Here is a 23,825-nt window from a genome sequence, read left to right as displayed (position 1 = left end):
AATCCCCGTGGGCCCATATTATGCCTAATTTGTTCAATGTTATTGAAAATAACATACAGACTATAATGTATGAAAATATGTAAAATTATCCATGGTAGAAAGCAAAGAGATTGAAGTTAATTTTGAGAATAATAGTGATTTAAATTTACCAGAAATATACCAGAATCTTTATGAAGAATCTCCTGGACTTTATAGGACTGTAGATACAAAAGGAATAATTATTTCTTGTAACAAATCATATGCAAAAAATCTTGGCTATTCAAAAAAAGAAATAATTGGGAAAACCATTTTTGATCACACTGCTGAAAAAAGTTTGTCTACCATGAATGAATGTTTTGAAAATTGGAAGAGCAAAGGAACATCTTTAGATGTAGAAATTTATCTAGAAAGAAAAGATGGTAGTATTTTTCCAGTCTTACTAAATGCCATTAATTTGTATGACAAAAATGGAAAATTAATGGGAAGTAATACTGTACTAAGAGACATGACAAAATTTTACGATGAATTAAAATTAAAAGATGATTTAATTTTAAAACAAGTAGAGCAACTTAAAAAACAAGATTTACAAAAAAGTGAATTTATTGGCATGGTATCACATGAATTAAAAACACCTCTAGTTCCAATAAATGGATACCTTGATCTTATTTTGGCAGAACAATATGGAAGTATGAATGAAAATATAAAATCTAAACTTAAAATAATTAGATCAAGTTCTTCTACCCTTCTAGATATGATTAGTGATCTTTTGGATGCTCAAAAAATGGAACTTAAGAAATTATTATTTTATAAAGAAATTCATAATTTACATGAGATAGTCAATGAATCAATTTCTAGTATGTATCCTCTTTTAGAGAAAAAAAATATTTCAATCATATCTGATTTACAAGGAAATATTGCATGTCTATGTGATAAGATCAGAATTAAGCAAGTTTTGACAAATATTATTTCAAATTCAATAAAATATTCAGAAGATGGGGATAAACTTCATGTCAAGTTGAACAAGAATGGCTCTTATGCAAAAATTGTAATTAAAGATCAAGGAGTTGGAATCAACCGTCCAAAACTAGATAAAATATTTGTAAAATTTTATCAGGTTGACAACAGTATTACTCGTGAAGGTGGAGGCACTGGTTTAGGCTTGGCAATTTGTAAAGGTATTGTCGATAATCATAATGGTAAGATCTGGGCAGAGTCTGAGGGAAGAGGAAAGGGAGCTGAGATTCACATATTGTTACCTTTAGAATAATTTGCGTCCATTTTCATCCCCAAAAAGGTAGGTGAATCCATAGGATTCATTTTAATTTGGAAAATTTTCTAACAAAGTATGTCAAAAACTCCTCTATATCATGATAAACACATTCAAATTTTTGAAGATAAAATACGATTCAAATCTTGGTGTCTACCTTGGGGTAAAAAAGATGTAAAATTATCACATGTTAGAAAAATCTCTGAGAAAAAGATGGGATTATTTTCAGGTAGATTAAGAATATCTGGTTCTAATAATTTTAGAGATTGGTTTCATTTTGATGCAACAAGACCTACAAAGAAAAAAGCAATCGTTCTTGAAACTGACTTTTCTGTATACAAGAGATTATGGATTACACCTGAAAGACATGGTGTGGCATTATCTGTACTTAGAAAACTAATCTAATTTTTCATTCCTATCTGTGTTCATTTCTATCCCCAATTTGGTGGCTGAGTTCAATGGATTAATTTTTATCCTATTTTACAACAACTTTTACTTTGTAGCCCTCTTGCAATCCACCAAATTGAAAAAATTAAAACTCCTACTGAAATGAATTTTAATTCTAATCCCTGCATTGGAAATAATGATAATCCTCCAACTGCACCTAAAATTACTGCTAAAGGTGCAGTGCATGCAGGACATCCTGGTGTAAATGCTGCAAATGCTCCACCTAATACGGCTGATGAGTTTGATTTGACAGAATTCATCATCTGCATTCTCTTAATTTTAAATGCCATCATTGCAAAATTGACTCCTGCTAATGCTGAAATCCCTATTGTTAATCCGACTGATGCCAAAATATAGTAAGGCATTATCTCCATTGTAGTACTCAAGTGAGATGGTAGCATTGACATTGTCAAAAAGTAATAGATTATTCCTAACCCTGTGCCACTAATTATTGCAATGGCAGCATATCTTTTTGTTTTTAACACATTTGAAATTAATTGTACTTTACTTTCCAAGTAAGTCCATTTGCAATTCATCATATTTTAACTATCTTTGATTAACAAAAGACTATTAGCCATAAACTACTCTTGAAAAACATGACTGAGTTTTCATCTGATGAAAAAACTATCCTTGTTCAATATGGGATAAAAAAATATGAAAATGAAGCAATTGTAAATGAAAAACTAAAGACCATTCTATCTGAAAAGGATATTCAAAGAAACATCGATACTTTAATTGGAACTCAACGAGTTAGAAGAATAGGACCTGAAATTCTTCAAAACAATGAAAGCCATACTGAATTGCCAGATTTACCAGACAATCTAAAATCTATTATTGACACTCTTTAGATGAAGAATTCTTAAATTACTCTGATTTCTTGAATCCAGTATGAGCAAACTTGTTTTATTTTCTAGTCTTTTGATTTTGACATTTCTATTGACGTTTTCTATAGATTCTGCTTTTGCACATCCACATCCCGGTCAAATTCTAATCAATGGCCATACTCATGAACCTCAAACTGAAATTATTTCACTTGGTGGAAGTATTGCACTTGAAAAATCAACAATATTTTTCCATTCTTCTGAAGATAATACTTTACCTTGGGCATTTGTTGAGGGAAAGATTGCAAATCATGTTGAAGGTTATCCAGTAATTATTCAAATATTCAAAGAAAATGATGCTGTTCATTTTGCTCAGACAGATGTGAATTCAAATGGTAATTACGAGTACAAGTTTAGAGTTTTAAAATCTGAAAACGGTGTAACTAGCAAAATCTTTGATGGTGATTATTCAGTAATGATCTTCAAAGTAGTATACATGTATCCAAAAAATCTAATTTAGAATCCACGTAATCCTTCTGGGCGTACAGTCTCTGGATGCTGTTTCATCCATTCTACTTTATCTAACATTGCTTGTTTGTCTTTAGGAAATGTTCCTTTTACTGTATATGCATTTGAACCGTGATTTACTCTGAAAACAATCTCTTGTTTGGTATCAATTTGATTTATCAAATCATATAGTTCTTCTAATGATTCATCATCATCAATTTTGGTAAATTCCCCTTCATACTTGTCAATAAATTCTTGTTTAATTCCATTTTCTAAATAGAGAGTTAAAGCACCAACATAATTAGGAGAACAAGCACTAATGACTTCAGCAGTACCTTTGATATGCTCTTTTGAGTATTTCTTTCCACCCAGTCCTAAAATTACCATACATGACATTACGTATCCAGCTTCTTTTGCTTTGTTCACTGATTTGATAATTGTTTTTGCAATGGCACCTTTTGTTACTTTTTTTAGAACTATATCTGAACCACTTTCAATTCCTAAATAGAACATATCAAGCCCAGCTTCATTCATTTTCTTTAGTTCATCAGATGTTTTCTTTAGAATATTCATAGGCATTGCATAACATGATATCCTTTCAATGTTTTGAAATTTTTCTCTAATGTATTTTACAATTTTAATCATATATTCTGAATCAAGATTTAGTGCGTCACCATCTGCAAGGAACACTCTCCTTGTATCTGGTTGATAACCTGCCATCATATCAATTTCAGCTTTTACATCTTCCCATGATCTTTCAGAATATTCTTTTGATCTGTACATATCACAGAATGAGCATTCGTTAAATGAACATCCTAATGTTACTTGGAAGATTAAAGATCTAGCTTCTGATGGTGGTCTATACAGTGGTGCATCATAATTTAACATCATTTTTTATCCACTCAAAATTGCCTGATTATGTTTTTTATACTTTCTACTTTGCTTATCTCAGAATACCTTTTAGTAGTAAATAAGGGGGAATTTTGTAACATATGGCCAATGATCCTGATGCAAAAAGACTCTTGTGGTTTGTATTTGCAGGTTCTAGAGGAGGACTAAATCGATTAAAAATAATTTCTAAACTAAAGGAAAATCCGTTTAACACAAATCAATTGGCAAAGGAGATGGGTCTTGATTACAAGGCTATTCAGCATCATATTCGAGTATTAGAAAAAAATAACATGATCACCAAAGTTGGTGAAAAATACAATGTAACCTATTTTATCTCAACTTATCTTGAAGTCAATATGGAGGCATTTGAAGAAATTGCAAGGAAATTGGACAAAAGTAAATAAAAGCTCTAGGGGTGTTTTACACTAAATGGAATCTACTTCTCTAGTGCTATCTATTGTTTCAATTGCCAATATGGGCATACTTGGAATTCTAATCTGTATATTTGGAAAGATGTATGGTAATACTAGAGCCCAACTTCCGTTAGGCATGATAGTTGTTGCAGGGATGTTATTTTTACATAATGTCATTGGTGCATTAGCTTATTTTTCAATGGAGGAGATTTTCTCACATGAAATATTCCCTTACATGTTAGGAGTGGGAATTGCAGAACTTGCAGGATTGATAATATTTCTAAAAATTACTTTGGACTAATCTTAGTTTATTTGTAGCAAAAAAGAATCAATTATGTGTTACAAGAATATCTAAAATTAAACAAAAATATTCTCATAGCATTTGCAGCATCAATAATTATTTCGGCAGTTATTGCTCAAGTTTTATCTGACCAAGATGATATTCTCAATACTACCTATACTACAATTGCAGATTATGTGATTTATTTTTCAGTTTTTAGTAGCTTATTTTACTTTGATAACAGAAAAAAATATCGATTAGAATCTGGGAAAACTGATACTGTAAAACTTAAACAAGATTTAAAAAAATTAATTACTTCATTGGGAGTTGCTGAAGTTGTTTATACTGTAGCTAGATGGGCATTACAGTATTATTTACTGACAATAAACTATGATCCTTATTTAGCATCAATTGTATCACAAGGAATATCTACAATTATTTACATGATAGTACTAAATCTAACTGTAAAGATAACAAGGTTGTATAAAGATGGGAATTAGTATTTACGTTGATGGTTCTGGTGGAACTAATAGTGGATATGGGTATTTTGTTAAAGAGACTGGGGAATCTTTTTATGAAAAAAAATCTGATCTGACAAACAATCAGGCTGAATATCTAGCAATAATTTCTGCATTGAACAAGTATGTTGATTTAAGCGATGAAATTACAATTTACAGTGATTCAAAGAATACAGTAAATCAACTGAATCATGAATTTGCAATAAATAATGAAGCATTAAGAGATTTGGCTAGAGAATCTTGGGGGATAATTGGAAAATTTTCTAATTTATCTATTGTTTGGGTCCCAAGAAAAGAGAATTTGGCAGGAAAAATGCTGGGAAGCTAAAAACTAGAGATCAGAAATTTTCAAGAATAACTTTATTATACAAAATCTCAGATTGAATTTATTATGGCAGATTCTGTTATCTTATCACCAAAATCTATTGCAGTGATTGGTGCATCTGATAAGAGAGGAAGTGTTGGTGCTACAATCACATCAAACATTATGAATGGTTTCAAAGGAACAGTTTATCCAATTAGTCCATCTAGAGAGACAGTATTTTACAAAAAAGCCTACAAATCCGTTTTAGATGTTCCAAAACCAATTGATCTTGCAGTTATTGTAATCAAAAATACATTGGTTGCACCTGTGTTAGAAGAATGTGGAAAGAAAAAAGTCAAAGGCGTTATAATTATCACAGCAGGTTTCAAAGAAGTTGATGAAGAAGGAGCTAAACGAGAACAAGAAATTAAAGACATAGCTAAAAAATACAAAATCCAAATCATTGGACCTAACTGTCTTGGTGTCATGAATCTCGATCCAAAGACAATGATGAATTCTACTTTCCTTAAAGTAACACCAAAGTCTGGAAAAATTGCACTCGTATCACAAAGTGGTGCAATATGTGCAGCATTAGTTGAAGATGCCAGTGCTCAGGGAATTGGATTTTCTGCAGTGGTTAGTCTTGGTAACAAAGCTGTAATGAGTGAAGTTGACATTTTAAAAATTCTTGCAAATCACAAACAAACTGAAGTTATTGTAATGTATCTTGAAGACATGGGAGATGGCCAAGAATTCCTTAAAGTTTGTAAAAATATTACTAAAAAACTCAAAAAACCTGTTCTTGTACTAAAATCAGGACGTAGTCCAGAAGGCGCAAAAGCTGCAATGTCTCATACTGGGGCTTTGATGGGCTCTGATGAAATCTATGATGCATTACTCAAACAATCAGGCGCTATTCGAGTTGATACAATGGAGGAGCTCTTTGATTATGCAACAGCGTTTTCAAAACAACCACTTCCAGCAGGAGGTGACTTGGTGATTGTTTCAAATGCAGGAGGTCCTGCAATTATCTCAACAGATGCATGCTCAAAGTTGAATATCAAGATGGCAGACATTACTAGTGTCAGAAAAAAAATTGATGCAGTTATTCCACCTTGGGGAAGCTCTAGAAATCCTGTTGATATTGTAGGTGATGCTGATTTTAATCGATTCCATAATGTTTTGGATCGTGTATTGACCCATACAAAAGTTGGTTCTGTTATCTCAATGTGCACACCATCTGGAACACTAGACTATGATAAGCTAGCAGAAGTAATTGTTACAATGTCTAAAAAATACAAAAAGACAATGCTTGCAAGTTTAATGGGATTAGATGAGGGAATTACAAATAGAGAAATTTTAGCAAAGGGTAATGTTCCATATTATAATTATGCAGAAGGTGCAATCAGAACTCTTTCTGCAATGATTAAATTTTCAAACTGGGTTAAATCTCCAAATGGAAAAATTACTAAATTCAAAGTAAACAAAGCTAAAGCAAAAGCAATTTTTGATAAAGTAAAAAAAGAAAAGCGACCAAATCTCTTAGAGGAAGAAGGACAAGAAGTTCTCAAAGCATATGGTTTACCTTTACCAAAAAGTGCACTTGCTAAAAATGAAGTAGAGGCAGTAAAAATTGCAAAGAAGATTGGTTATCCTGTTGTAATGAAGATTGCATCTCCGCAAATTATTCACAAATCCGATGCAGGTGGTGTTAAAGTTAACTTGACAAATGATTCTGAAATTAAAGAAGCATACAAAACAATTATCAAAAATGCTAAAAAATACAACAGCAAAGCTGAGATTAAAGGCGTACTAATTGTAGAGATGGTAAAAGGTGGTAAAGAACTCATCATAGGCTCAAAATTAGAACCTGGATTTGGTCCTGTCATCATGCTTGGAATGGGGGGAATCTATGTTGAAGTTCTCAAAGATGTGACATTCAAACTAGCCCCTGTAACTAATTTAGAAGCTGATGACATGATTGCATCAATTAAGACCCAAAAATTACTACAAGGTGTTAGAGGCGAAAAACCATCTGATATTGCAAAGCTATCTGAGTGTATACAGAGATTATCCCAATTAGTCTCAGACTTTAAAGAGATCAAAGAATTAGACATGAACCCTGTTCTAGTTATGGAGAAAGGAAAGGGATGTAGAATTCTTGATGTCAGAATTGGCCTCTGATCGCACTTTATTCCTAGAGTTTAACCTGAATTGATTTAGAATATTTATACAAGATAAAAATCAATAATGTAGCATGGCTAATGTCTTAAAGACAATTAGAACAGGTGATGATTACATTGAAAGTCTTAGAGGACGAGATCTCAAAATTTACCTCTTTGGAGAATTAGTCAAAGAACCAGTCGATCATCCAATGATTAGGCCATCAATTAATGCCGTTGCAGAAACTTATGATCTTGCAGTTCGTGAAGAAGCATTAGCTTCTGCTGATTCATCAATTACTGGATTGAAAGTTAACCGATTTTTACACATTGCAGAAAGTGCAGAAGATTTAGTTTTACAAAATAAAATGCAGAGAAAACTTGGACAAAACACTGGAACATGCTTCCAAAGATGTGTTGGAATGGATGCCCTGAACTCTTTACACTCTACTACATTTGAAATTGATGAAAAACATGGAACAGATTATCATAAAAGATTCTTAGAATTTGTAAAAATGGTACAACAAGAAAACCTTGTAATTGGCGGTGCCATGACTGATCCTAAAGGAGATAGAAGTAAAGGTCCTGCAGAACAAGATGATCCTGATTTATTTACAAGAATTGTAAAAACTGATGAAAATGGAGTCTATGTTTCAGGTGCAAAAGCACATCAGACTGGTTGTATCAACTCTCACTGGATTATCTTAATGCCAACAATCAGACTAACAGAAAATGATAAAGACTGGGCAATTGTTGGAGCAGTTCCTGCAGATGTTAAAGGTGTCACTTACATTTACGGTAGACAATCTTGTGACACAAGAAGTATGGAGGAAGGTGACATTGATGATGGTAATGCAAAGTTTGGAGGACAAGAAGCATTGATGATTTTAGATAATGTGTTTATTCCATGGGATAAAATTTTCATGAACGGTGAATTTGAATTCGCATCTATGCTTGTAGAGAGATTCACGTGTTATCACAGACGTAGTTATGTATGCAAAACAGGTCTGGGAGATGTGTTGATCGGTGCAGCAGCAACAATTGCTGATTATAATGGTATTCCAAAAGTTTCTCATATTAAAGATAAAATTATTGAGATGACTCATCTTAATGAAACCATATTTGCTGCAGGTATTGCATCTTCTCACCAGGGACACAAGATGAAGTCAGGTGTTTTCTTAAATGATGATATGCTTGCACAGGTTTGTAAACATAATGTTACTCGATTCCCATATGAAATTAGTAGACTGGCACAAGATATTGCAGGTGGATTGATGGTTACGTTACCTTCAGAGAAGGACTTTAGACATCCAGAAGCAGGACCACTACTCAAAAAGTATCTTGTTGGAAGAAAGGGAGTGGATGTGGAAAACAGAATGAGAATTTTAAGATTAATTGAAAATATGACTTTGGGTAGAAATGCCGTAGGATATCTTACAGAATCTATGCATGGTGCAGGCTCACCTCAGGCTCAAAGAATTCAAATCCAAAGACAGATGCAAGTAGGTTACAAAAAGAATTTGGCCAAAAATTTGGCAGGAATTACAAATGACATTGTAGAGCCAAAAGAACCATCTGAATACTTTAAGCGAGTATTCAAAACCAAAGATTCTGTTCTTTAATCAAAGAAATTATTTAATTTGTATGTTATATGAAATTAAGAAAAACTTTTTTTAATATTTTAAAACAGCTTGTTATTCTTCTTACTGACAGGAGTTTAAGTACTAAATAATCTTGTTTTGTATAATGACATATGCAAACCTAGTACGAAAAAGTACTATCTTACCACTCCTGTTGGGTATAGGATTATTGTCTGCAACACCATTCATGATAAATGCAAGTGCAGACTTTTTACCAACTGAACCCGTTCCAGGAGATGCAATACTTCCTGATATTTCACCTGGTGTTCCAAAACATCTGAATATTCATAATCAACAACAAGATGAATATCTAAGATTTACAAATGTTTGGGGAAATGTTGGTGTTGGTGGTTTGGAATTTGAACCAATAATTGAAGTTCCAGATCCAGTTGAAGGTACAGTCACACAAGCATTCCAAAACCTATACAATGAAGAAGGTGAATTTAGACATTCAATTCCACCTGTATGGAATGAAATTGTAACAGAATTTACATTTCATGATACTCATAACCATTGGCACATTGATGGTGTTGGAGAATTTGCAGTAAGAGAAGTAGCTTTTGATACTGAAGGAAATGAAATTCCTGGAGATATTGCCATTTTACCAAGTGGTGATGAAGCAGCTGCAATTAAAGTAGGATTCTGTATTTCAGATGTCTACAAAATTGACGGTGGAAATCCAGCAACATCTCAAAAATGGTATTGGGAATGTGAAGTAGGATTCCAAGGAATTCAACCTGGTTGGATTGATCAATATCATCAATCAACTGATGATAATGAAGTAAACATCACAGGTCTTCCAAATGGAGAATACTTCTTAACACACACATGGAATCCAGAAGATTTCTTTGTTGATGAAAGTAATCAAAACGATCAATCATGGATCAAATTTGAATTATCACAAGATAACAGTGGAAATGGAAACAGAAAGATTACTGAAATGGGGTCATTTGCTCCTGAATGTAACCCTGATGGTTCAACTCCTGGAATGTGTGGAGACGTTTCAAAGAACTCCTAGTTCTTTTTTCTTTTATTTTTTATTTGATGTACCAGCATTGCTGGTGCAGCTACATACATTCCCAAATTCATCAAAATCACACCTATTCCATACCCTAGTACCTCAGAGTCTGTCTCTGCATATGACATTACAGATAGGGTTGATAGCAATGGAGTGATTCCAATTTTTACCATTTCTTTGAAAATAGGACTTTCTCTTTCCATGTTTGCGATATGTGGTGAGAATGAATAGTAGAACTCATTGAATCCAGTCATAAATAATATTCCTGAATCAGTGCTCATCAATTGATTGTCTCTGATTTCTCTTAACAATTGAACTTGTGGTGCCATTTCAGAACCATATGCAGCCGTTGCAATCAGGCAACCACCGCCTTCTGAATCATTCATCTGTTTTTCTTCAGCAATTTCTATTTCAATATCATTTTCATTTGATTCTTCTACTGATTCATCTACAATTAATTTTTCTAATTCTTTTTGTTGTTGAGCAAGTTCTTGTGGAATTTCTTTAATGTTTACAGATTTTGTATCTATTTTTCCTTCTTCTGCTTCTTTAGAACTTTCTTGAATCTCTAAATTATAATAAATTCTGCTTTGTTCAATCAATTTTTGATATCTGTCTGGCTCTGAATACAACCACAAATCATCATTGTACAAATTGCCACACAGTCTAGATTCTATAGAATGTTGATGATGCTCAAAAAAACCATTTCCCATGTAATAGTACAGCTGATAATTCTCTTCACACCATTCGATTCCATTCAATGTCAAGCCTGCAGTATCACGAAATGGAGTTTGTGCGTATGCAGAACTAATTACAAAAATTATTGAAAAAACAAGTAAATATTTCAATTAGGCAATTTCTTTTCTGCTACTTGATAAGTGATTCTACTCTTGAAACAAATAATTCATGAGGATCCTTTTTTAGTAAATTTGACGTAAGTATACTACCAAGCAAGCAGGACGATCTATTGCTCTTGTCATACGGGGCATATGTGAACCTGTTTGCCTGAAAATTTACTAAATCAAAACTCTTTCTTCTTTGGATCTTCTTTTGATTCTATTTTATCGTCAATAGAATCTTCAATCCCTTCAAATTTTTCATCAATTTCTTCTGTTTTCGTTTGATTTTCTGGTTTATCTGTATCGTCTAATTCTTCAATCTCATCAGTACTGTCTACATGTTCAGAATATTCAGAATCTTTTTCAATTTTATCAATATCTGATAGTTCCTCTATTGTATCTGGATTTACTGAATCTAGAGGATCTGTAAGTGATAGTCCCTTTTCATTTTTCTTCTTTACAAATTGCTTTACTACCATAATTCCAACAACTATTGCAATTATGACATAGTTGATTGGTGGCTTTAGTAATTGTGTGATGTATCCTACTTGAGGTAAAGTATGTGCTACTTTTCCAATATATTCTTCATCTGTGATTGGAAAGTCAGTCCCTGGAATTGATGCCGGATTTGCATCTCCTTTAGTTCTAATTGTTTTAGGATCGTCTTCCACAATTGACGCTACTCTGTGAACAATCACTCTATTGTGATCTGATGGCCGATTAAACACAATGATATCGCCTACCTCAATTTCTTCAAAAGGTACATGACCTGAAACTATCAATACATCATATACTTCTAAAACTGGAATCATACTTCCACTTGCAACAACATAGAATGGATTTTGTGTTCCAAATGCTACTTGTAGACCAATCCAAATTACTAAAACCCCTACTGCGACAATTATGATGTCTTTTACTACTCCTTTAGGGATTGATCTTTTTGCCAATTACATTATCGCCTTAGTGTCATTGATTAAGTTACTAGTTATCAGATTTTGTTACCGCAGTCTTCACAGAATTTGGAGCCTTCCTTGTTTGCAAATCCACAGTTAGAACATTTTCCTGGTTGAGTTACAACTTCAGGTTTTCCTAAAAGAACTACTTCGCCAATTTTTTTAATACTGTTCCATGGAATACTTCCTTCTGTTCCATCTTCTTTAGTAATTACTAAAACCATAGATTGTGTTGAGTCAATTCCAACTTGCTTTGCAGTTCCTAACTTGTTTGCATTCTCATCAAAGACAGGTTTTCCTTCAATAGATGTAACTGAAGTAGCTGAACCTGGTTGTGTTACTGTTGGTTCTGGGGTTGCTGGAGGTTCTACAACTTGTTGTTTTGTTTCTGGTTGTGTACTTTGAACTTGAGGTTCTATGGGTTTTGCAACTCCGACTTCGCCTGCTTCATCTTGTTTCTTAAAGTCTCTATATTCTGCAATTGATGCATTACATGAATTACAAATGTATTGACCTCGTTCTGCAAGAATTAAATTTTCTGCAACTTCTTCATTTGGATTCTCAAACTCAATTTTTGGAGGACCTTCAAATTCTTTCTCACAAGTATTGCAAAAATGTTTAGTAATTTTATCCGCATCTAGTCTTCCTATTGGTGCTAAAAATAGATCAGGCCCGCCTAGATTCCCTTTCATCTGTTGTTCATCAGTAACGGTAGCCATAACATAGCCTCCAGATCCTCTTAATTTTTTAAGTCTAAGTTCAGAACTCATAACTGAGATTTAGCAAAACGTCATTTAAGTATATATCAAAATTAATTTTCCAACAAAAAATATGGTGTTAATTCTGGTGAACGTTTTTAGGTACGTGCAATAAATTAATCTTAGAATGGCTGTAACACAAATTTCAGATGCAAAATCATGGGAAGTCGATGTGATAAATTCTGACATTCCTGTATTTGTAGACTTTTGGGCCGAATGGTGTGGTCCATGTAGAATGGTAGGTCCAGTAGTTGAAGAACTGGCAGCTGACTATGATGGCAAAGTAAAATTTGTCAAGGTTAACGTTGATGAGGCCAATGAACTGGCATCAAAATACAATGTATTTAGTATTCCAACTTTAATCCTCCTTAACAAAGGAGAAATAGTTAGTCAGCAAGTTGGTGCTGCATCTAAAGAATCATACCAAAGTATGATTGATAGAGCACTTGCATAAATTCAAACACGTTTTTTCCTCTTTTTTGATCCTAAAGTAATTAATATTCCAAAAATTAACTGAGATTATGTCATTTGGTGAAGTAGATACTCTCAACATGCTCTTTGACAAACTACAGAATTTGTTTGATGAATCCCAAGGATACTATGAATCATTTCTAGATACAAACAACATGTACAAGAAAGGTCAACTCAGTGACAAAGAATTCTTTCAAAAATTAGGTGATTATACAGTAGCGTATTCTGCATTAGAATTTCTAGCTATCAAAGTGATCTTTGAATTAAAAAAATCAGTTGGTTCTGGTTCTGGAAGTACACAATCTCCTGGATTGATGCCTGGAATGGGACAACCTGGAATGATGGCAGGAGGAATGGGGCAACCACCAAGATCAGGAACTGCTGAAAATCCAGTAGGTAGAGGGCCTCCAGGAATTGTTTCTGCACAAGAAGCATTTGGAGATCCTGGAACTTTACCAACACCTGATCCTGCATTGATGCCAAGACAAACTATTTCGCCACAAGGTGGAAATGGATGTTCTTCATGTGGTGCAGCACTTAGAGAAAACGCAAAGTTTTGTACAAAGTGTGGCGCTAAAGCATAAAATTACTAAATTAAAAAACTATTTTCTTATTGTGTTGTTCCGCATTCAGGACAGAACTTTGCAGTAGCTGATAGACTGTTACCGCATTCAGAACAAAAGTTTCCATCTGGAATTTGTTCATTAAATGCATTTCCAACATTTGCTGAACTTTTTACTGCACCTGATGGAACATATGTCTCATCATCAATTAAGACTGGTTCAAAGTCTTGTTCTATCAAATATGTCATCATTCTTGGAATTCCTTTTTCTTTATTCTTTGGATCTGGTACAGAATCTCCTAACCAGAATGCAAATCTCATTAGCGTTAATTCTGGAGTTGAGAATGCTAATGTGTGCTTTGACATGTAATCTTGTGCAGCTTTTTTGCCGTCAAAAACTTCCATGAAAAACAGTATTTTTCATTTATGTATAATAGTTTCTGGAAACTCTTTTTTGGTGTCTTGTAGGCACAAAACGTGACGTAAAGCGTGATGTTTAGCGTGGCTTTAGCAAAATGGTTTCATTTAGGAACATTCATGAAATATTTCATTCTCACGCTTTTCCACTTCATTACACGTGCCTATAACTTCATTTTTAGGAATCCATTTCGTAAGCATTTTCTATGTGAGCACACACTTTTCTAGAATTACCATTTTTTATTATTACATGCCCATTAAAATGAAAAATATGAACTCACAAAATAATTTACACACTTGGGTTAGACTAACCCTCTCTCTTTTTTTCTTTTAAAATACTCTTGGAAATAATTTATGTAAGTTATTCATATAGATTGTGTGAAAGAACAATTCATCTTTCAAAATAAAATTATTAGTTTACTTATTGTTGGTATTGTTTTTATCATTTTTAGTATTGATGGATTTTTATTTGTGTATTCAGAAATCCATGATCATTGTGATTTTAATTTGACGTTAGGGTACGGGGTTTATACTAAATCATATCCGCCCTGTGAAATTGCATCTATTGTAATGATTGGAAGTCAGATATTATTTGTTGTAGGCGTTTCAATTTTATTGTTTATCTTAAGTAAAAAACTCAAATCGAAAAACAACAGATCTTGAATGTTCTATCAATACCCTGATTTGTTTGATGAATATTTTGATGGAATCAACACCTTGAATTTAGATACCTAAAACATCATACCCAAGTTGTCGACGAACAAAACGTGGGGATGCTGTTTTACTGATTGTCGCTAATCTTTTTTGTATTCTCAAATTTTTTAACACTATGTTTGTGGATAAATAGCTATGAAATTATTATGACCACACTATATTTTTTTTGATTTTGTATTGACCAACATTAATTATCATAAAATGATTTTAAAATCAATAATCACGATTCGTAAACTTCTGGAAAAGTGGACCGGGAGGGAATCGCACCCTCGACATCCTCGTTGCGAACGAGGCATTATACTCCTAAACCACCGGCCCTCAGAATACCCTTTTGTGTTGTTCTTTTATTCATTTTCTCAACGCATAATAGCCTGCATTTCGTAAAATTTTCAGATGACGTATGATACTATAATCACTGACTCACATGTTATCCTCCCAAATGGTATGGTTGAGAAAAATATTCTCATAGATGAGGGAAAAATTGTTGGATTTACAACTGATATGCCTGCATGTGATCATAAAATTAATGGTGCAGGACTAGTTTCAATTCCAGGACCTATTGACACTCATGTTCATTATGGCGTATATTCACCAATTAACGAGGCAGCAAAAACTGAATCTCATGCTGCAGCAATTGGTGGAATTACTACTATGATGAGAATGCTTCGACTAGGTGATCCATTTACAAATTCTTTACAAGACCAACTTGATGCAGCATCTCAAAACCATTATGTTGACTATGCAATACATGCTTCAATTTTTACACCACAACAAATCAACGAGATGAATTATTGTATTGAAAAAGGAATTACTTCTTTTAAAATTTACATGAATCTTGGTGGTGAAGTGGGTCATGTGTACATGGATATGCCGCCAAATTCTCCTAATCTTGTTGCAGCTGAAGTAAATGTTACTGATGAAATAGTTGAACAAACAGTAAAAGCAGCAGCTGAGCTTGGCTGCCCTGTACTTGTTCATGCTGAAGACTATGAGTCATGTGGATGTGGAATTAAAACTGCAAAAGAAAAAAACCAAGATGGATTATCAGCTTGGTCTTCTAGTCGTTCTCCAGAATTTGAAGCTAAAGCAATCAAAACTGTATCAAAGTTTGGACGAGACTATGATTGTGTGATTTATTTTGTTCATATTGGTTCAGAACGTGCACTAAAACAAATTGAAGAAGAAAAAAAACTTGGAACTAAAATTTTTGTTGAAACCTGTCCTCATTACTTGACACTCTCTTATGAAAAACAATCTGGCTATCTTGCAAAGGTAATGCCTCCTATTAGAACAGAGAATGATAGAAAAGCTGTATGGAATGCATTATCTAATAATCAAATTGATACAATAGGTACTGATCACGTTGCAAATCAACTCAAACTCAAACTGGGTGGTGATGATGTCTGGGGTGCACTTGCAGGATTCCCTGGAATAGGCACGGTAATTCCTATTTTACTCAATGATGGAGTAAATCAAAAGAAAATATCATTAGAACAGTTTGTTAGATTTACTAGCCAAAATGCTGCTCAAATTTTTGGAATGTATCCACACAAAGGAACTCTTGAGAAAGATTCTGATGCTGATATAACAATGATTGATTTGAAAAAAGATAAAACTGTTACTTCGGATTTGTTTGGAGGATTTTCTGATTATATTGTATATGAGGGAAGAAATCTAACTGGATGGCCTGTTAAAACAATGGTTAGAGGTGAATTAGTTGCTGAGAACTTTGAAGTGATTGGAAAACTTGGTCATGGTAAACTAGTTGATAGAAAAATTAACTTGTTTTCAAAATAACAAATTCACAAATTTGATTTTTTACGATTGCTTTTTAAGTACAAAAAGATAATTCTTCTTATTGAATTTACAGTTTGTATTTCTATTTGTTATGATTTTAACAATTGCAGTTAGTCCTTTACTCTTTGAGAATTCTTTTGCACAACAAATGTCTGTTCATCAACAATGGAAAAAATTTACAGATGTAGACATGTTAACTTGTAAATCTGGAAATTTATTGATCCAAAAAAGCAATGGTGATCCTGCATGTGTGATGCCATCCACATATCTAAAATTAATTGATAGAGGATATGGTGTATACGATCAATCATTAATGAACAAAAAACCAGAAATGATGAATACTTTAATGAACAACATGGCTTCAAATGAAAAATTAATGTCCCATTGGCATGAAATGATGCAAAACGATCCCACTATGATGATGGAGACTTTGGATGATTGGGTTTTACAAATGAAAAATAATCCTGAATTACTCAAAAATATGTTATCTCCACTGGCTAGTGATCCTGAATTACGTAAAAAAATGATTCATACAATGAAGATTCATCCTCAGATGGAGACTCATCTAAAATTAGATTCAATATGGATGGATTCAATACATCAACCCATGATGGATTCTGGAATGGGACAAGAAATGCATCAATCAGGATGTACCTGGTGTCCTCATTATGAACATAATTCTATGAAATCTCATGGAATGATGATGTCTGGTTCTAACAGAATGATGGATATGATTCATCATGTGTGGATCAATTCTGAAATGACTAAAGACATGCATTCCTTAATGCTTGAAGATCCTTCTCATATGGCTATGATGTCTAATCAGATGATGGAGCCTATTCTTAATGCTGTAATGGATGATGAAGATTTACGAGAAGAAATGATTGAATTAATGTTACAACATAAAGATTTCATGAATTCAATTAGACATGAAAATCCACCACAAGAGCATTAATTTCTATAAAATATCGAATTTACCGTTTTCTTTAGCTTTGTAAATTACATCTGGCTTTCTCAAAAATATTCCTGACTCTAAAACTCCTGCTGTTTGCTTTATTTTCTGAGTTAGCATTCTGGGATTTTTTATTGTTCCAAAATCACAATCCAAAATTATGTTTCCATTTTCTGTAAAGAATGGATACCCTCTGTCAAGAGAACGAATTTGTGCATTCCCTCCTAATTTTTTAATTGATTGAATTACAGAGTTTCTTGCTAATGGATGAATTTCAACTGGAACAGTCCTCGTAAAATTCTTTACAAATTTTGTCTTGTCTGCCATGACTATGACTTTTTTTGCAAGACTAAACAAGATATTCTCTCTCAATAATGCACCTCCTCCACCTTTGATTACATACTTTTGTGAATCAATTTGATCTGCACCATCAAATACAACATCGATATGTTCTACCTGATCAGCTTCTAATAGTGGAATGCCTACTTTTTCTGCAATTAATTTGATCTGCAATGAAGTTGGAACTCCTCGTATGTTGTAGTCTTTTAGTTTGATGAACTTTGAAAGTGATTTTACAAGTGAAGTAGCTGCTCGTCCACTTCCTAATCCAATAACATAATCATCTTTAACAAATTTTAATGCGTCACTTGATAATGCCTTGATGGCATCATCATAAGTCAATTACTCTACCTCTACTTGATCCAGTTTTGATAATACTCTCATGATATCGCCTTTGATTTTATCTAAATCATCTGCATCATCATCAAAGTCATCATCTGATGTAACTGGTTTTGATTTAATTGGCTCTGGAAGTGCTTTATGCTCTGTAATCTTGGCAACTTCTTTGTTCAGGTCTGGTTTAGTTCCAAGGTTAATCTCTGGTTTTGGTGCTACTGACTGTATAATTTCAATTTTATCTTCAACTTTTGGTTTTTGTTGGATGATATCTTGAACGATTTCATCTTTTGGTTTGATCACTTCTGTTGGAATAACTTCCTTTGGAATAACTTCAGCTGGAATAACCCTTGGCTGAGGCATTGGTTTTACATCTTGTGTTAGATTGTTTTCAAATTGAGGGAATTTTGGTTCTCCTCTTGAAATGTTTGTTAGAGTTGTTAATTCAAATGATTGTCTTGATTTTCTTGGAGGAATTACAATAGGATCCATTTTGCTTTCTTTTGGTTTATCAAAGTTGAATACATTGGACATCTTTTGTTTTGTTTCTTGTTTTACTTCAGGTTTTTCTACCTTTGGTGCTTCAACTTTACTACTTACCATCTTTGATGATAATTCATACAATCTATCATCTAATTTTGATAGTTTTTGATCCATCAATGTGATCAAACCGTCGCCAACTGGACCCAAGTCAGGATGGTGACTTGCTTGCTCAAGTTTCTCAAGTTTAGCTAGTACGATTCCTAATTGGTGTTGATATTTTAGTAATAATTTGTCTTTTTGAATTTTAGAAAATTCTGATTCTGCTTGGTATAATCTTGAAATTGTTTTAGTTAGAATATCTTTTTCAATTTTTAATGAACTGATTTGACTTTTGATGTGAGAACTGGCACCGAGACTAAGTAATTGATTTTTGTCTCTTGGCATTTTACGTACAGCAGCGGCTGTAGCAACACCTGCTAATGAACTAAGAATTAATACAATTTCTTGCATCTAAGTATACCATTTAATCCAAGAATACTTTCTTCGTTTAGCCTCTGGGAATCCACAACTTGCACATTGGTGGTGACGTTTGTGAAGTGAGTTTTTACCACATCTTCTACATCTAATGTGAACTTTCTTCTTTGTAAAACCACCCATAGAAGTTGTGCCTTTAGTCATTGCAAATCACCTAATTTTGTGCTGGTGGAGGGGAAATCATTACTACATTATCTCCTCTTACCACAATGCTTCCGAGGCTTTTAGAATCGCCTTCAGCAGGAATTTCCTCTGAAGAATCGAGTAGCAGGTTCATGTGTTGGTCAAAACCTAAAAGAGTACCTCTAATGGTCTTGTTTCCTTTGAGTTTTATCAGTACAACTTGACTGATGCTCTCATCCAATACTTTTACTGCCATATCAACGGACATCAATAATCACTTATTGACATGGATATCGAGGCGTTATATTAAATTTCCATTGGTGAAACTATGAGCTCCGCCCAGTAAGGCAAGTTTGACACTTTTTTCCGAGATTTTTAACGATTTCAGCTAAAATTACTTGTCCGTCTCTCTTTGTAGCTTTTCTAGGATCACCCCAAATCCCATTTTTGGTAGCTTTGGGAAATGATTGATTTGCTAGTTTTCCAAGTTTAATGATTTCTTGCTTTGTCATTCCTTCTGTATCTAGACCTTTTTTTGCCAAGCTCATTTTGACATTTTTTGAAATTGCCAGCATTAGTGATGTTTCGACAAATCCTGCATGGTCAAACTCTCTTTCCATAAAATGCCAGTATGAGAGTGGGAATACTTTGAGTTTATTTTTTGTAATTTTCTTTAGTTTGACATCTAGATTTTTTATTGGTTTTAGATTTCCGTGATGACCATTAATTATGAAAACAGCTTTGATGTTATTTGATAATAGTGATGTGCACAAATCAGTTAGAATAGTTTGTAGAGTTGATTCTCTTACACTCAGATTAAAAAATGGTGCATGCTCATATGAAACTCCATAGTTTAGTGTGGGTAGTAATAGATATCCATATTTTTCTGAGATCTTTTTTGCAACTTCAGTTACAATATCTGAATCAGTTGATACTGGTAAATGTGGTCCGTGTTGCTCAATTGAGCCTACTGGGATAACTGCTACTTGTTTTTTGTTTGAAATTGATTTTCTTAAATTAGGATCAAACTGTGATTTGATATCTACCATTTAATTCACTTAGATTTGATGTGAACCTTTCTCCAGCGAACTTCAAGCTTGTTTTCTAAATGCATTTTCATTGCTTTTAGTAAAGTATCTGCCTCTAGTTTTTGTCCTTTAGTTTTCATTTCTTCTAATGTATCATTTGGATCAACTTTGAAAGAGTCTTGAAATATAATTGGTCCTTGGTCCAAGTTCTCCGTTACATAGTGGGATGTAACACCTACAATCTTTGTACCTCTTTCAAAAGCTTGCGCATATGCTGAAGCTCCTGGAAATGCTGGTAGTAATGATGGATGAATGTTAATTATTCTATCTGGATATCTCCAAACAAAGTTGGGACTTAGAATTCTCATGTATCTTGCAAGTGAAATTAAATCAATATCATACTTTTTACATATTTGAATAATTTTATCTTCGGCCTTGTCTTGTATTTTGTCTTCCACTAAAACAAATGGGATTTTTGCTTTTTTTGCTAGAGGCTCTAATGTTTTTTCAGTTCCAATAATTACTGAAATTTTTCCTTTGAGTGATTTTACATTTGCAAGAATTGTTTGAAGACAAAGTGGTTCTTTGGTCACTAAAACTGCAATATTTTTCTGTGAATTTGTTTCATGGTGAGTACTAACATCCATTTCTTCTTTTTTAGCAATACCTTGAATGTCTGAATCAAATTTCTTTACATCAACTACTTTTGAAAATGATACCTCTAGATACATACCAAAAAGACCTTTGATTACATTTTGATTCACTTTCTCAATGTTTCCACCTTTAGAAAATGCAAAATTTGTAAATGTAGCTACAATTCCCTCTCTGTCTTTACCTACTACTGTAATCCCTACTACTGTTTTTTTCATGACTTGTTTGCTGAATATTTTCTCATTATTAATCATTCACAGAAATCTAGATGGTGCGGGAGGTGGGATTTGAACCCACGAAATCCTAAGATATAGGGTCCTAAGCCCTACGCCTTTGACCAGGCTGGGCGACTCCCGCAACGGATTTGCCATTAAACACAAATTTATCTATTATTGCATAGTATTATGGCGAAATTTTTTGGAACTAATGGAATTCGCGGAGTCTTTGATGAAGATTTTACATTAGAATTTGTTCACGATATGACACTTGCAATTGGTACATACTTTGGAAAAGGACCTGTATTGATAGGATATGATGGACGAGAATCAAGTCCTGTTATATCTAAAGTAGTTAGTTCTGCTCTTAATTCTATTGGAATTGATTGTAATGTTACAGGAATTGTTCCAACACCGTGTCTAGAATTTGCAGTAAAGAGTTTAGGATATTCTGGAGGATTAATGATTACAGCATCACACAATCCCGCTCAATACAATGGAATCAAACCATGTGCAAGTGATGGAGTTGAGATTTCACGTGAAGATGAATTAATAATTGAAGATATTTACTTGCAAAAAAAGTGGTTGGAGAAACCTGCTAAATGGGGAGTTACAGGAACAGAAAATAGAGCAATTGAAGCATATCTTAAAGGAATTATTTCTCATGTTGATTCTAAACTAATAGAATCAAAACATTTCAAAGTTGTTTTAGATTTAGGCAATGGTGCACAAGCAGTATCAGCTCCCAATTTTTGTGAATTACTTGATTGTGAAACATTCCTTGTTAACCAAAAAATTGATGGTACATTTCCAGGACGTGGATCAGAACCTACACCACAAAATCTTTCTGAACTTTCAAAAATAGTACGAGAAAATAATGCAGATGTAGGAATAGCTTTTGATGGTGATGGCGATAGAAGTATTTTTTGTGATAACAATGGAGAAATTCTAACAGGTGACAAGTCTGCACTAGTTCTTACACAACATATTCTAAAGAAAAATCCAAACTCTCTAGTTATAACTTGTTTGAATTCTGGTTCTAACATTGAAGTGTTAGCTGAAAAGTTTGATTCTAAAGTAATTCGAACCAAAGTAGGTAGTGTAGAGGTTTCAAGAAAAATGGTTCCAACTGGTGCATTGATAGGATTTGAAGAGAATGGTGGTTTCATGTATGGTAAACATAATCAGGTAAGAGATGGATGTATGACATTGGCTTTGATGCTTGACCTGTTGGCAACATCTGGAAAACCTCTTAATGAAGAAATTGCAAGTTTGCCCCCCTCTTTTACTACTAAAGATAAAATACCGTGTTCTGCTGAAAAAATCCCAAAACTAATTTCATCACTTAACGAGGAGTTTCCTAATTCTGATATTTCTGATGGCATCAAAATTACCCTTGATTCTAAAAACTGGGTAATGATTAGACCAAGTGGAACAGAACCTATTGTTAGAATCTATGCCGAATCTGAAAGTCAGGAGAAATTGGATGCATTAATGTCTGAATACCTTGAAAAAGTAAGCTCAATAATTTCCAGATAACACTTTTAAAACCAAACTCATCGATGGATAGAATGGAGAATGAACCCCTAGGGTGACGAAGTATGGGAAAATCATATTATGTTAAATTTGAGACGCCAGAAGACCTCGTTAGTCCAATCTTGGAAGCTGTAAGAGTAGCATCTACTAGCGGTAAAGTCAAGAAAGGAACAAACGAAGCAACTAAGGCAATTGAACGTGGAACTAGCAAACTAATTGTAATCGCTGAAGATGTTGAACCTCCAGAGGTAGTAGCCCATCTTCCAATTCTATGTGAGGAACAAGGTGCAGCATATGCATTTGTACCAAGCAAAGAGGAATTAGGCAAATCATTAGGTATTGATATTACTTCTGCCGCTGCAGCAATTTTGGATGCAGGTGATGCACAACACATTGTAGACCAAGTTGTATCATCCATCGCTAAAATTAAAGGCGGTAAGACTGAAGAATGAGTCAAAACGCTGAAGAAGTAGTTCAATCTGAAATTATTCAAATTGTTGGTAGAACCGGTATTGCTGGTGAAGTAATTCAAGTTAGAGTTAAAGTTCTTACTGGTAAGGATAAAGGTAGAATTCTTACAAGAAACGTTAAAGGTTCTGTTAGAATGGGAGAAATTCTAATGCTAAGAGAAACCGAGAGAGAAGCAAAGAAAATTCATTAGGTGTTAAGATGAGTCTTTTAGTTAAACCATGTAATTTCTGTGATAGACCAGTTGCAAAAGGATCTGGTACTATGCTTGCTAAAAATGATGGAACTGTTTTATGGTTCTGTTCTTCAAAATGTAAAAAGAATGCACTAGTCCTAAAACGTGATCCACGAAAACTAAAGTGGACAAAAAAATACGTCAAAGGCGGAATTAGAAAGAAGTAG

31 protein-coding genes and 2 tRNA genes are annotated in these 23,825 nt (G+C 33.6%); 19 read left to right on the top strand and 14 right to left on the bottom strand.

Annotation, left to right across the window (positions count from 1 at the left end; all coding sequences use genetic code 11):
• The first annotated feature begins 91 nt into the window (after positions 1-91).
• Positions 92-1,246: a PAS domain-containing sensor histidine kinase gene (locus ACW9W4_RS01710; protein ID WP_457760803.1), complete on the top strand. Its 1,155-nt coding sequence runs from the start codon at positions 92-94 to the stop codon at positions 1,244-1,246.
• A gap of 78 nt (positions 1,247-1,324) precedes the next feature.
• Positions 1,325-1,651 carry a hypothetical protein gene (locus ACW9W4_RS01705; protein WP_457760802.1) on the top strand — a complete coding sequence of 109 codons (327 nt, stop codon included), beginning with the start codon at positions 1,325-1,327 and terminating at the stop codon, positions 1,649-1,651.
• A 65-nt stretch (positions 1,652-1,716) separates the two neighbouring features.
• Here ACW9W4_RS01705 and ACW9W4_RS01700 read toward each other — a convergent pair whose 3' ends face one another.
• Entirely contained in the window at positions 1,717-2,208 is a 492-nt protein-coding gene (locus tag ACW9W4_RS01700; RefSeq protein ID WP_457760801.1) for a hypothetical protein, read from the bottom strand.
• An 81-nt stretch (positions 2,209-2,289) separates the two neighbouring features.
• Between ACW9W4_RS01700 and ACW9W4_RS01695 the strand changes: the two genes are divergently transcribed.
• Both ACW9W4_RS01695 and ACW9W4_RS01690 read left to right on the top strand, forming a co-directional pair.
• Entirely contained in the window at positions 2,290-2,541 is a 252-nt protein-coding gene (locus ACW9W4_RS01695; RefSeq protein ID WP_457760800.1) for a hypothetical protein, read from the top strand.
• A gap of 40 nt (positions 2,542-2,581) precedes the next feature.
• Complete coding sequence (locus tag ACW9W4_RS01690) at positions 2,582-3,034, top strand: hypothetical protein (RefSeq protein WP_457760799.1); 453 nt, start codon at positions 2,582-2,584, stop codon at positions 3,032-3,034.
• Here ACW9W4_RS01690 and ACW9W4_RS01685 read toward each other — a convergent pair.
• Positions 3,031-3,912, bottom strand: a complete 882-nt coding sequence (locus tag ACW9W4_RS01685) for a radical SAM protein (RefSeq protein WP_457760798.1) — start codon at positions 3,910-3,912, stop codon at positions 3,031-3,033. The two genes, ACW9W4_RS01690 and ACW9W4_RS01685, sit on opposite strands and share 4 nt — an antisense overlap.
• 101 nt (positions 3,913-4,013) lie before the next feature.
• Between ACW9W4_RS01685 and ACW9W4_RS01680 the strand changes: the two genes are divergently transcribed.
• The 7 genes from ACW9W4_RS01680 (at position 4,014) to ACW9W4_RS01650 (ending at position 10,247) form a co-directional block, all read left to right on the top strand.
• The gene (locus ACW9W4_RS01680) at positions 4,014-4,316 is read left to right on the top strand and encodes an ArsR/SmtB family transcription factor (RefSeq protein WP_457760797.1); all 303 of its coding nucleotides are present in this window, start codon (positions 4,014-4,016) and stop codon (positions 4,314-4,316) included.
• 25 nt (positions 4,317-4,341) lie between these two features.
• The gene (locus tag ACW9W4_RS01675; RefSeq protein WP_457760796.1) at positions 4,342-4,626 is read left to right on the top strand and encodes a hypothetical protein; all 285 of its coding nucleotides are present in this window, start codon (positions 4,342-4,344) and stop codon (positions 4,624-4,626) included.
• A 35-nt stretch (positions 4,627-4,661) separates the two neighbouring features.
• Complete coding sequence (locus tag ACW9W4_RS01670; RefSeq protein ID WP_457760795.1) at positions 4,662-5,105, top strand: hypothetical protein; 444 nt, start codon at positions 4,662-4,664, stop codon at positions 5,103-5,105.
• A complete protein-coding gene (locus tag ACW9W4_RS01665) occupies positions 5,095-5,451 on the top strand; it encodes a reverse transcriptase-like protein (RefSeq protein ID WP_457760794.1) in 357 nt (118 codons plus the stop codon). The genes ACW9W4_RS01670 and ACW9W4_RS01665 overlap by 11 nt, the downstream gene beginning before the upstream one ends.
• A gap of 63 nt (positions 5,452-5,514) precedes the next feature.
• Positions 5,515-7,611: a 4-hydroxybutyrate--CoA ligase gene (locus ACW9W4_RS01660; RefSeq protein WP_457760793.1), complete on the top strand. Its 2,097-nt coding sequence runs from the start codon at positions 5,515-5,517 to the stop codon at positions 7,609-7,611.
• 73 nt (positions 7,612-7,684) lie between these two features.
• Positions 7,685-9,211 (top strand): 4-hydroxyphenylacetate 3-hydroxylase family protein, encoded by a 1,527-nt coding sequence (locus ACW9W4_RS01655; RefSeq protein WP_457760792.1) that lies wholly within the window; start codon positions 7,685-7,687, stop codon positions 9,209-9,211.
• A gap of 124 nt (positions 9,212-9,335) precedes the next feature.
• Positions 9,336-10,247: a lysyl oxidase family protein gene (locus ACW9W4_RS01650; protein ID WP_457760791.1), complete on the top strand. Its 912-nt coding sequence runs from the start codon at positions 9,336-9,338 to the stop codon at positions 10,245-10,247.
• Here ACW9W4_RS01650 and ACW9W4_RS01645 read toward each other — a convergent pair.
• The 3 genes from ACW9W4_RS01645 to ACW9W4_RS01635 all read right to left on the bottom strand — a co-directional run bounded on the left by ACW9W4_RS01645 (position 10,244) and on the right by ACW9W4_RS01635 (position 12,809).
• The gene (locus ACW9W4_RS01645) at positions 10,244-11,095 is read right to left on the bottom strand and encodes a CFI-box-CTERM domain-containing protein (RefSeq protein ID WP_457760790.1); all 852 of its coding nucleotides are present in this window, start codon (positions 11,093-11,095) and stop codon (positions 10,244-10,246) included. The genes ACW9W4_RS01650 and ACW9W4_RS01645 overlap by 4 nt on opposite strands.
• 173 nt (positions 11,096-11,268) lie before the next feature.
• Complete coding sequence (locus tag ACW9W4_RS01640; protein WP_457760789.1) at positions 11,269-12,033, bottom strand: signal peptidase I; 765 nt, start codon at positions 12,031-12,033, stop codon at positions 11,269-11,271.
• Positions 12,034-12,074: 41 nt separating this feature from the next.
• A complete protein-coding gene (locus ACW9W4_RS01635; protein ID WP_457760788.1) occupies positions 12,075-12,809 on the bottom strand; it encodes a PRC-barrel domain-containing protein in 735 nt (244 codons plus the stop codon).
• A gap of 115 nt (positions 12,810-12,924) precedes the next feature.
• Here ACW9W4_RS01635 and trxA point away from each other — a divergent pair, with 115 nt between their 5' ends.
• Together trxA and ACW9W4_RS01625 are read left to right on the top strand one after the other, a co-directional pair.
• Positions 12,925-13,251 carry a thioredoxin gene (gene trxA / locus ACW9W4_RS01630; RefSeq protein WP_179362930.1) on the top strand — a complete coding sequence of 109 codons (327 nt, stop codon included), beginning with the start codon at positions 12,925-12,927 and terminating at the stop codon, positions 13,249-13,251.
• A 67-nt stretch (positions 13,252-13,318) separates the two neighbouring features.
• Positions 13,319-13,852, top strand: coding sequence for a zinc ribbon domain-containing protein (locus tag ACW9W4_RS01625; RefSeq protein WP_457760787.1), 534 nt, complete (start codon positions 13,319-13,321; stop codon positions 13,850-13,852).
• Positions 13,853-13,878: 26 nt separating this feature from the next.
• Here the strand turns inward: ACW9W4_RS01625 and ACW9W4_RS01620 are convergent, their stop codons facing one another.
• Positions 13,879-14,235, bottom strand: coding sequence for a zinc-ribbon domain-containing protein (locus ACW9W4_RS01620; RefSeq protein WP_457760786.1), 357 nt, complete (start codon positions 14,233-14,235; stop codon positions 13,879-13,881).
• A gap of 972 nt (positions 14,236-15,207) precedes the next feature.
• Positions 15,208-15,279: transfer RNA gene (locus ACW9W4_RS01615), tRNA-Ala, on the bottom strand.
• A 75-nt stretch (positions 15,280-15,354) separates the two neighbouring features.
• On the opposite strand from ACW9W4_RS01615, the gene ACW9W4_RS01610 reads away from it, so the two are divergent.
• Together ACW9W4_RS01610 and ACW9W4_RS01605 are read left to right on the top strand one after the other, a co-directional pair.
• Positions 15,355-16,758, top strand: a complete 1,404-nt coding sequence (locus tag ACW9W4_RS01610; protein WP_457760785.1) for a dihydroorotase — start codon at positions 15,355-15,357, stop codon at positions 16,756-16,758.
• 61 nt (positions 16,759-16,819) lie between these two features.
• Positions 16,820-17,713 (top strand): hypothetical protein, encoded by an 894-nt coding sequence (locus ACW9W4_RS01605; protein ID WP_457760784.1) that lies wholly within the window; start codon positions 16,820-16,822, stop codon positions 17,711-17,713.
• A gap of 3 nt (positions 17,714-17,716) precedes the next feature.
• Here the strand turns inward: ACW9W4_RS01605 and rpiA are convergent, their stop codons facing one another.
• From rpiA to ACW9W4_RS01570, 7 genes are all read right to left on the bottom strand, one after another.
• Positions 17,717-18,391, bottom strand: coding sequence for a ribose-5-phosphate isomerase RpiA (rpiA, locus tag ACW9W4_RS01600; protein WP_457760783.1), 675 nt, complete (start codon positions 18,389-18,391; stop codon positions 17,717-17,719).
• Positions 18,392-19,378 carry a hypothetical protein gene (locus tag ACW9W4_RS01595; RefSeq protein ID WP_457760782.1) on the bottom strand — a complete coding sequence of 329 codons (987 nt, stop codon included), beginning with the start codon at positions 19,376-19,378 and terminating at the stop codon, positions 18,392-18,394.
• Positions 19,379-19,546, bottom strand: a complete 168-nt coding sequence (locus ACW9W4_RS01590; protein ID WP_008297772.1) for a 50S ribosomal protein L37e — start codon at positions 19,544-19,546, stop codon at positions 19,379-19,381.
• A 10-nt stretch (positions 19,547-19,556) separates the two neighbouring features.
• Positions 19,557-19,793, bottom strand: coding sequence for an LSm family protein (locus ACW9W4_RS01585; protein WP_457760781.1), 237 nt, complete (start codon positions 19,791-19,793; stop codon positions 19,557-19,559).
• A gap of 58 nt (positions 19,794-19,851) precedes the next feature.
• The gene (locus ACW9W4_RS01580; protein ID WP_457760780.1) at positions 19,852-20,574 is read right to left on the bottom strand and encodes a creatininase family protein; all 723 of its coding nucleotides are present in this window, start codon (positions 20,572-20,574) and stop codon (positions 19,852-19,854) included.
• Positions 20,575-20,579: 5 nt separating this feature from the next.
• Entirely contained in the window at positions 20,580-21,422 is an 843-nt protein-coding gene (locus tag ACW9W4_RS01575) for a formyltetrahydrofolate deformylase (protein ID WP_457760779.1), read from the bottom strand.
• A 51-nt stretch (positions 21,423-21,473) separates the two neighbouring features.
• Positions 21,474-21,561, bottom strand: a tRNA-Leu gene (locus ACW9W4_RS01570).
• 47 nt (positions 21,562-21,608) lie between these two features.
• Between ACW9W4_RS01570 and glmM the strand changes: the two genes are divergently transcribed.
• From glmM to ACW9W4_RS01550, 4 genes are all read left to right on the top strand, one after another.
• On the top strand, positions 21,609-22,958 hold the full coding sequence (gene glmM, locus ACW9W4_RS01565) for a phosphoglucosamine mutase (RefSeq protein ID WP_457760778.1): 1,350 nt from the start codon (positions 21,609-21,611) through the stop codon (positions 22,956-22,958).
• A gap of 62 nt (positions 22,959-23,020) precedes the next feature.
• Entirely contained in the window at positions 23,021-23,407 is a 387-nt protein-coding gene (rpl7ae, locus tag ACW9W4_RS01560; protein WP_179362941.1) for a 50S ribosomal protein L7Ae, read from the top strand.
• Complete coding sequence (locus ACW9W4_RS01555) at positions 23,404-23,616, top strand: 30S ribosomal protein S28e (protein WP_179362942.1); 213 nt, start codon at positions 23,404-23,406, stop codon at positions 23,614-23,616. Before rpl7ae ends, ACW9W4_RS01555 begins: the two co-directional genes overlap by 4 nt.
• Before the next feature lie 8 nt (positions 23,617-23,624).
• Complete coding sequence (locus ACW9W4_RS01550; RefSeq protein ID WP_457760777.1) at positions 23,625-23,825, top strand: 50S ribosomal protein L24e; 201 nt, start codon at positions 23,625-23,627, stop codon at positions 23,823-23,825.

This window comes from Candidatus Nitrosopumilus sp. bin_7KS, from assembly GCF_054095835.1.
This window is presented reverse-complemented; position numbering and strand designations above follow the sequence as displayed.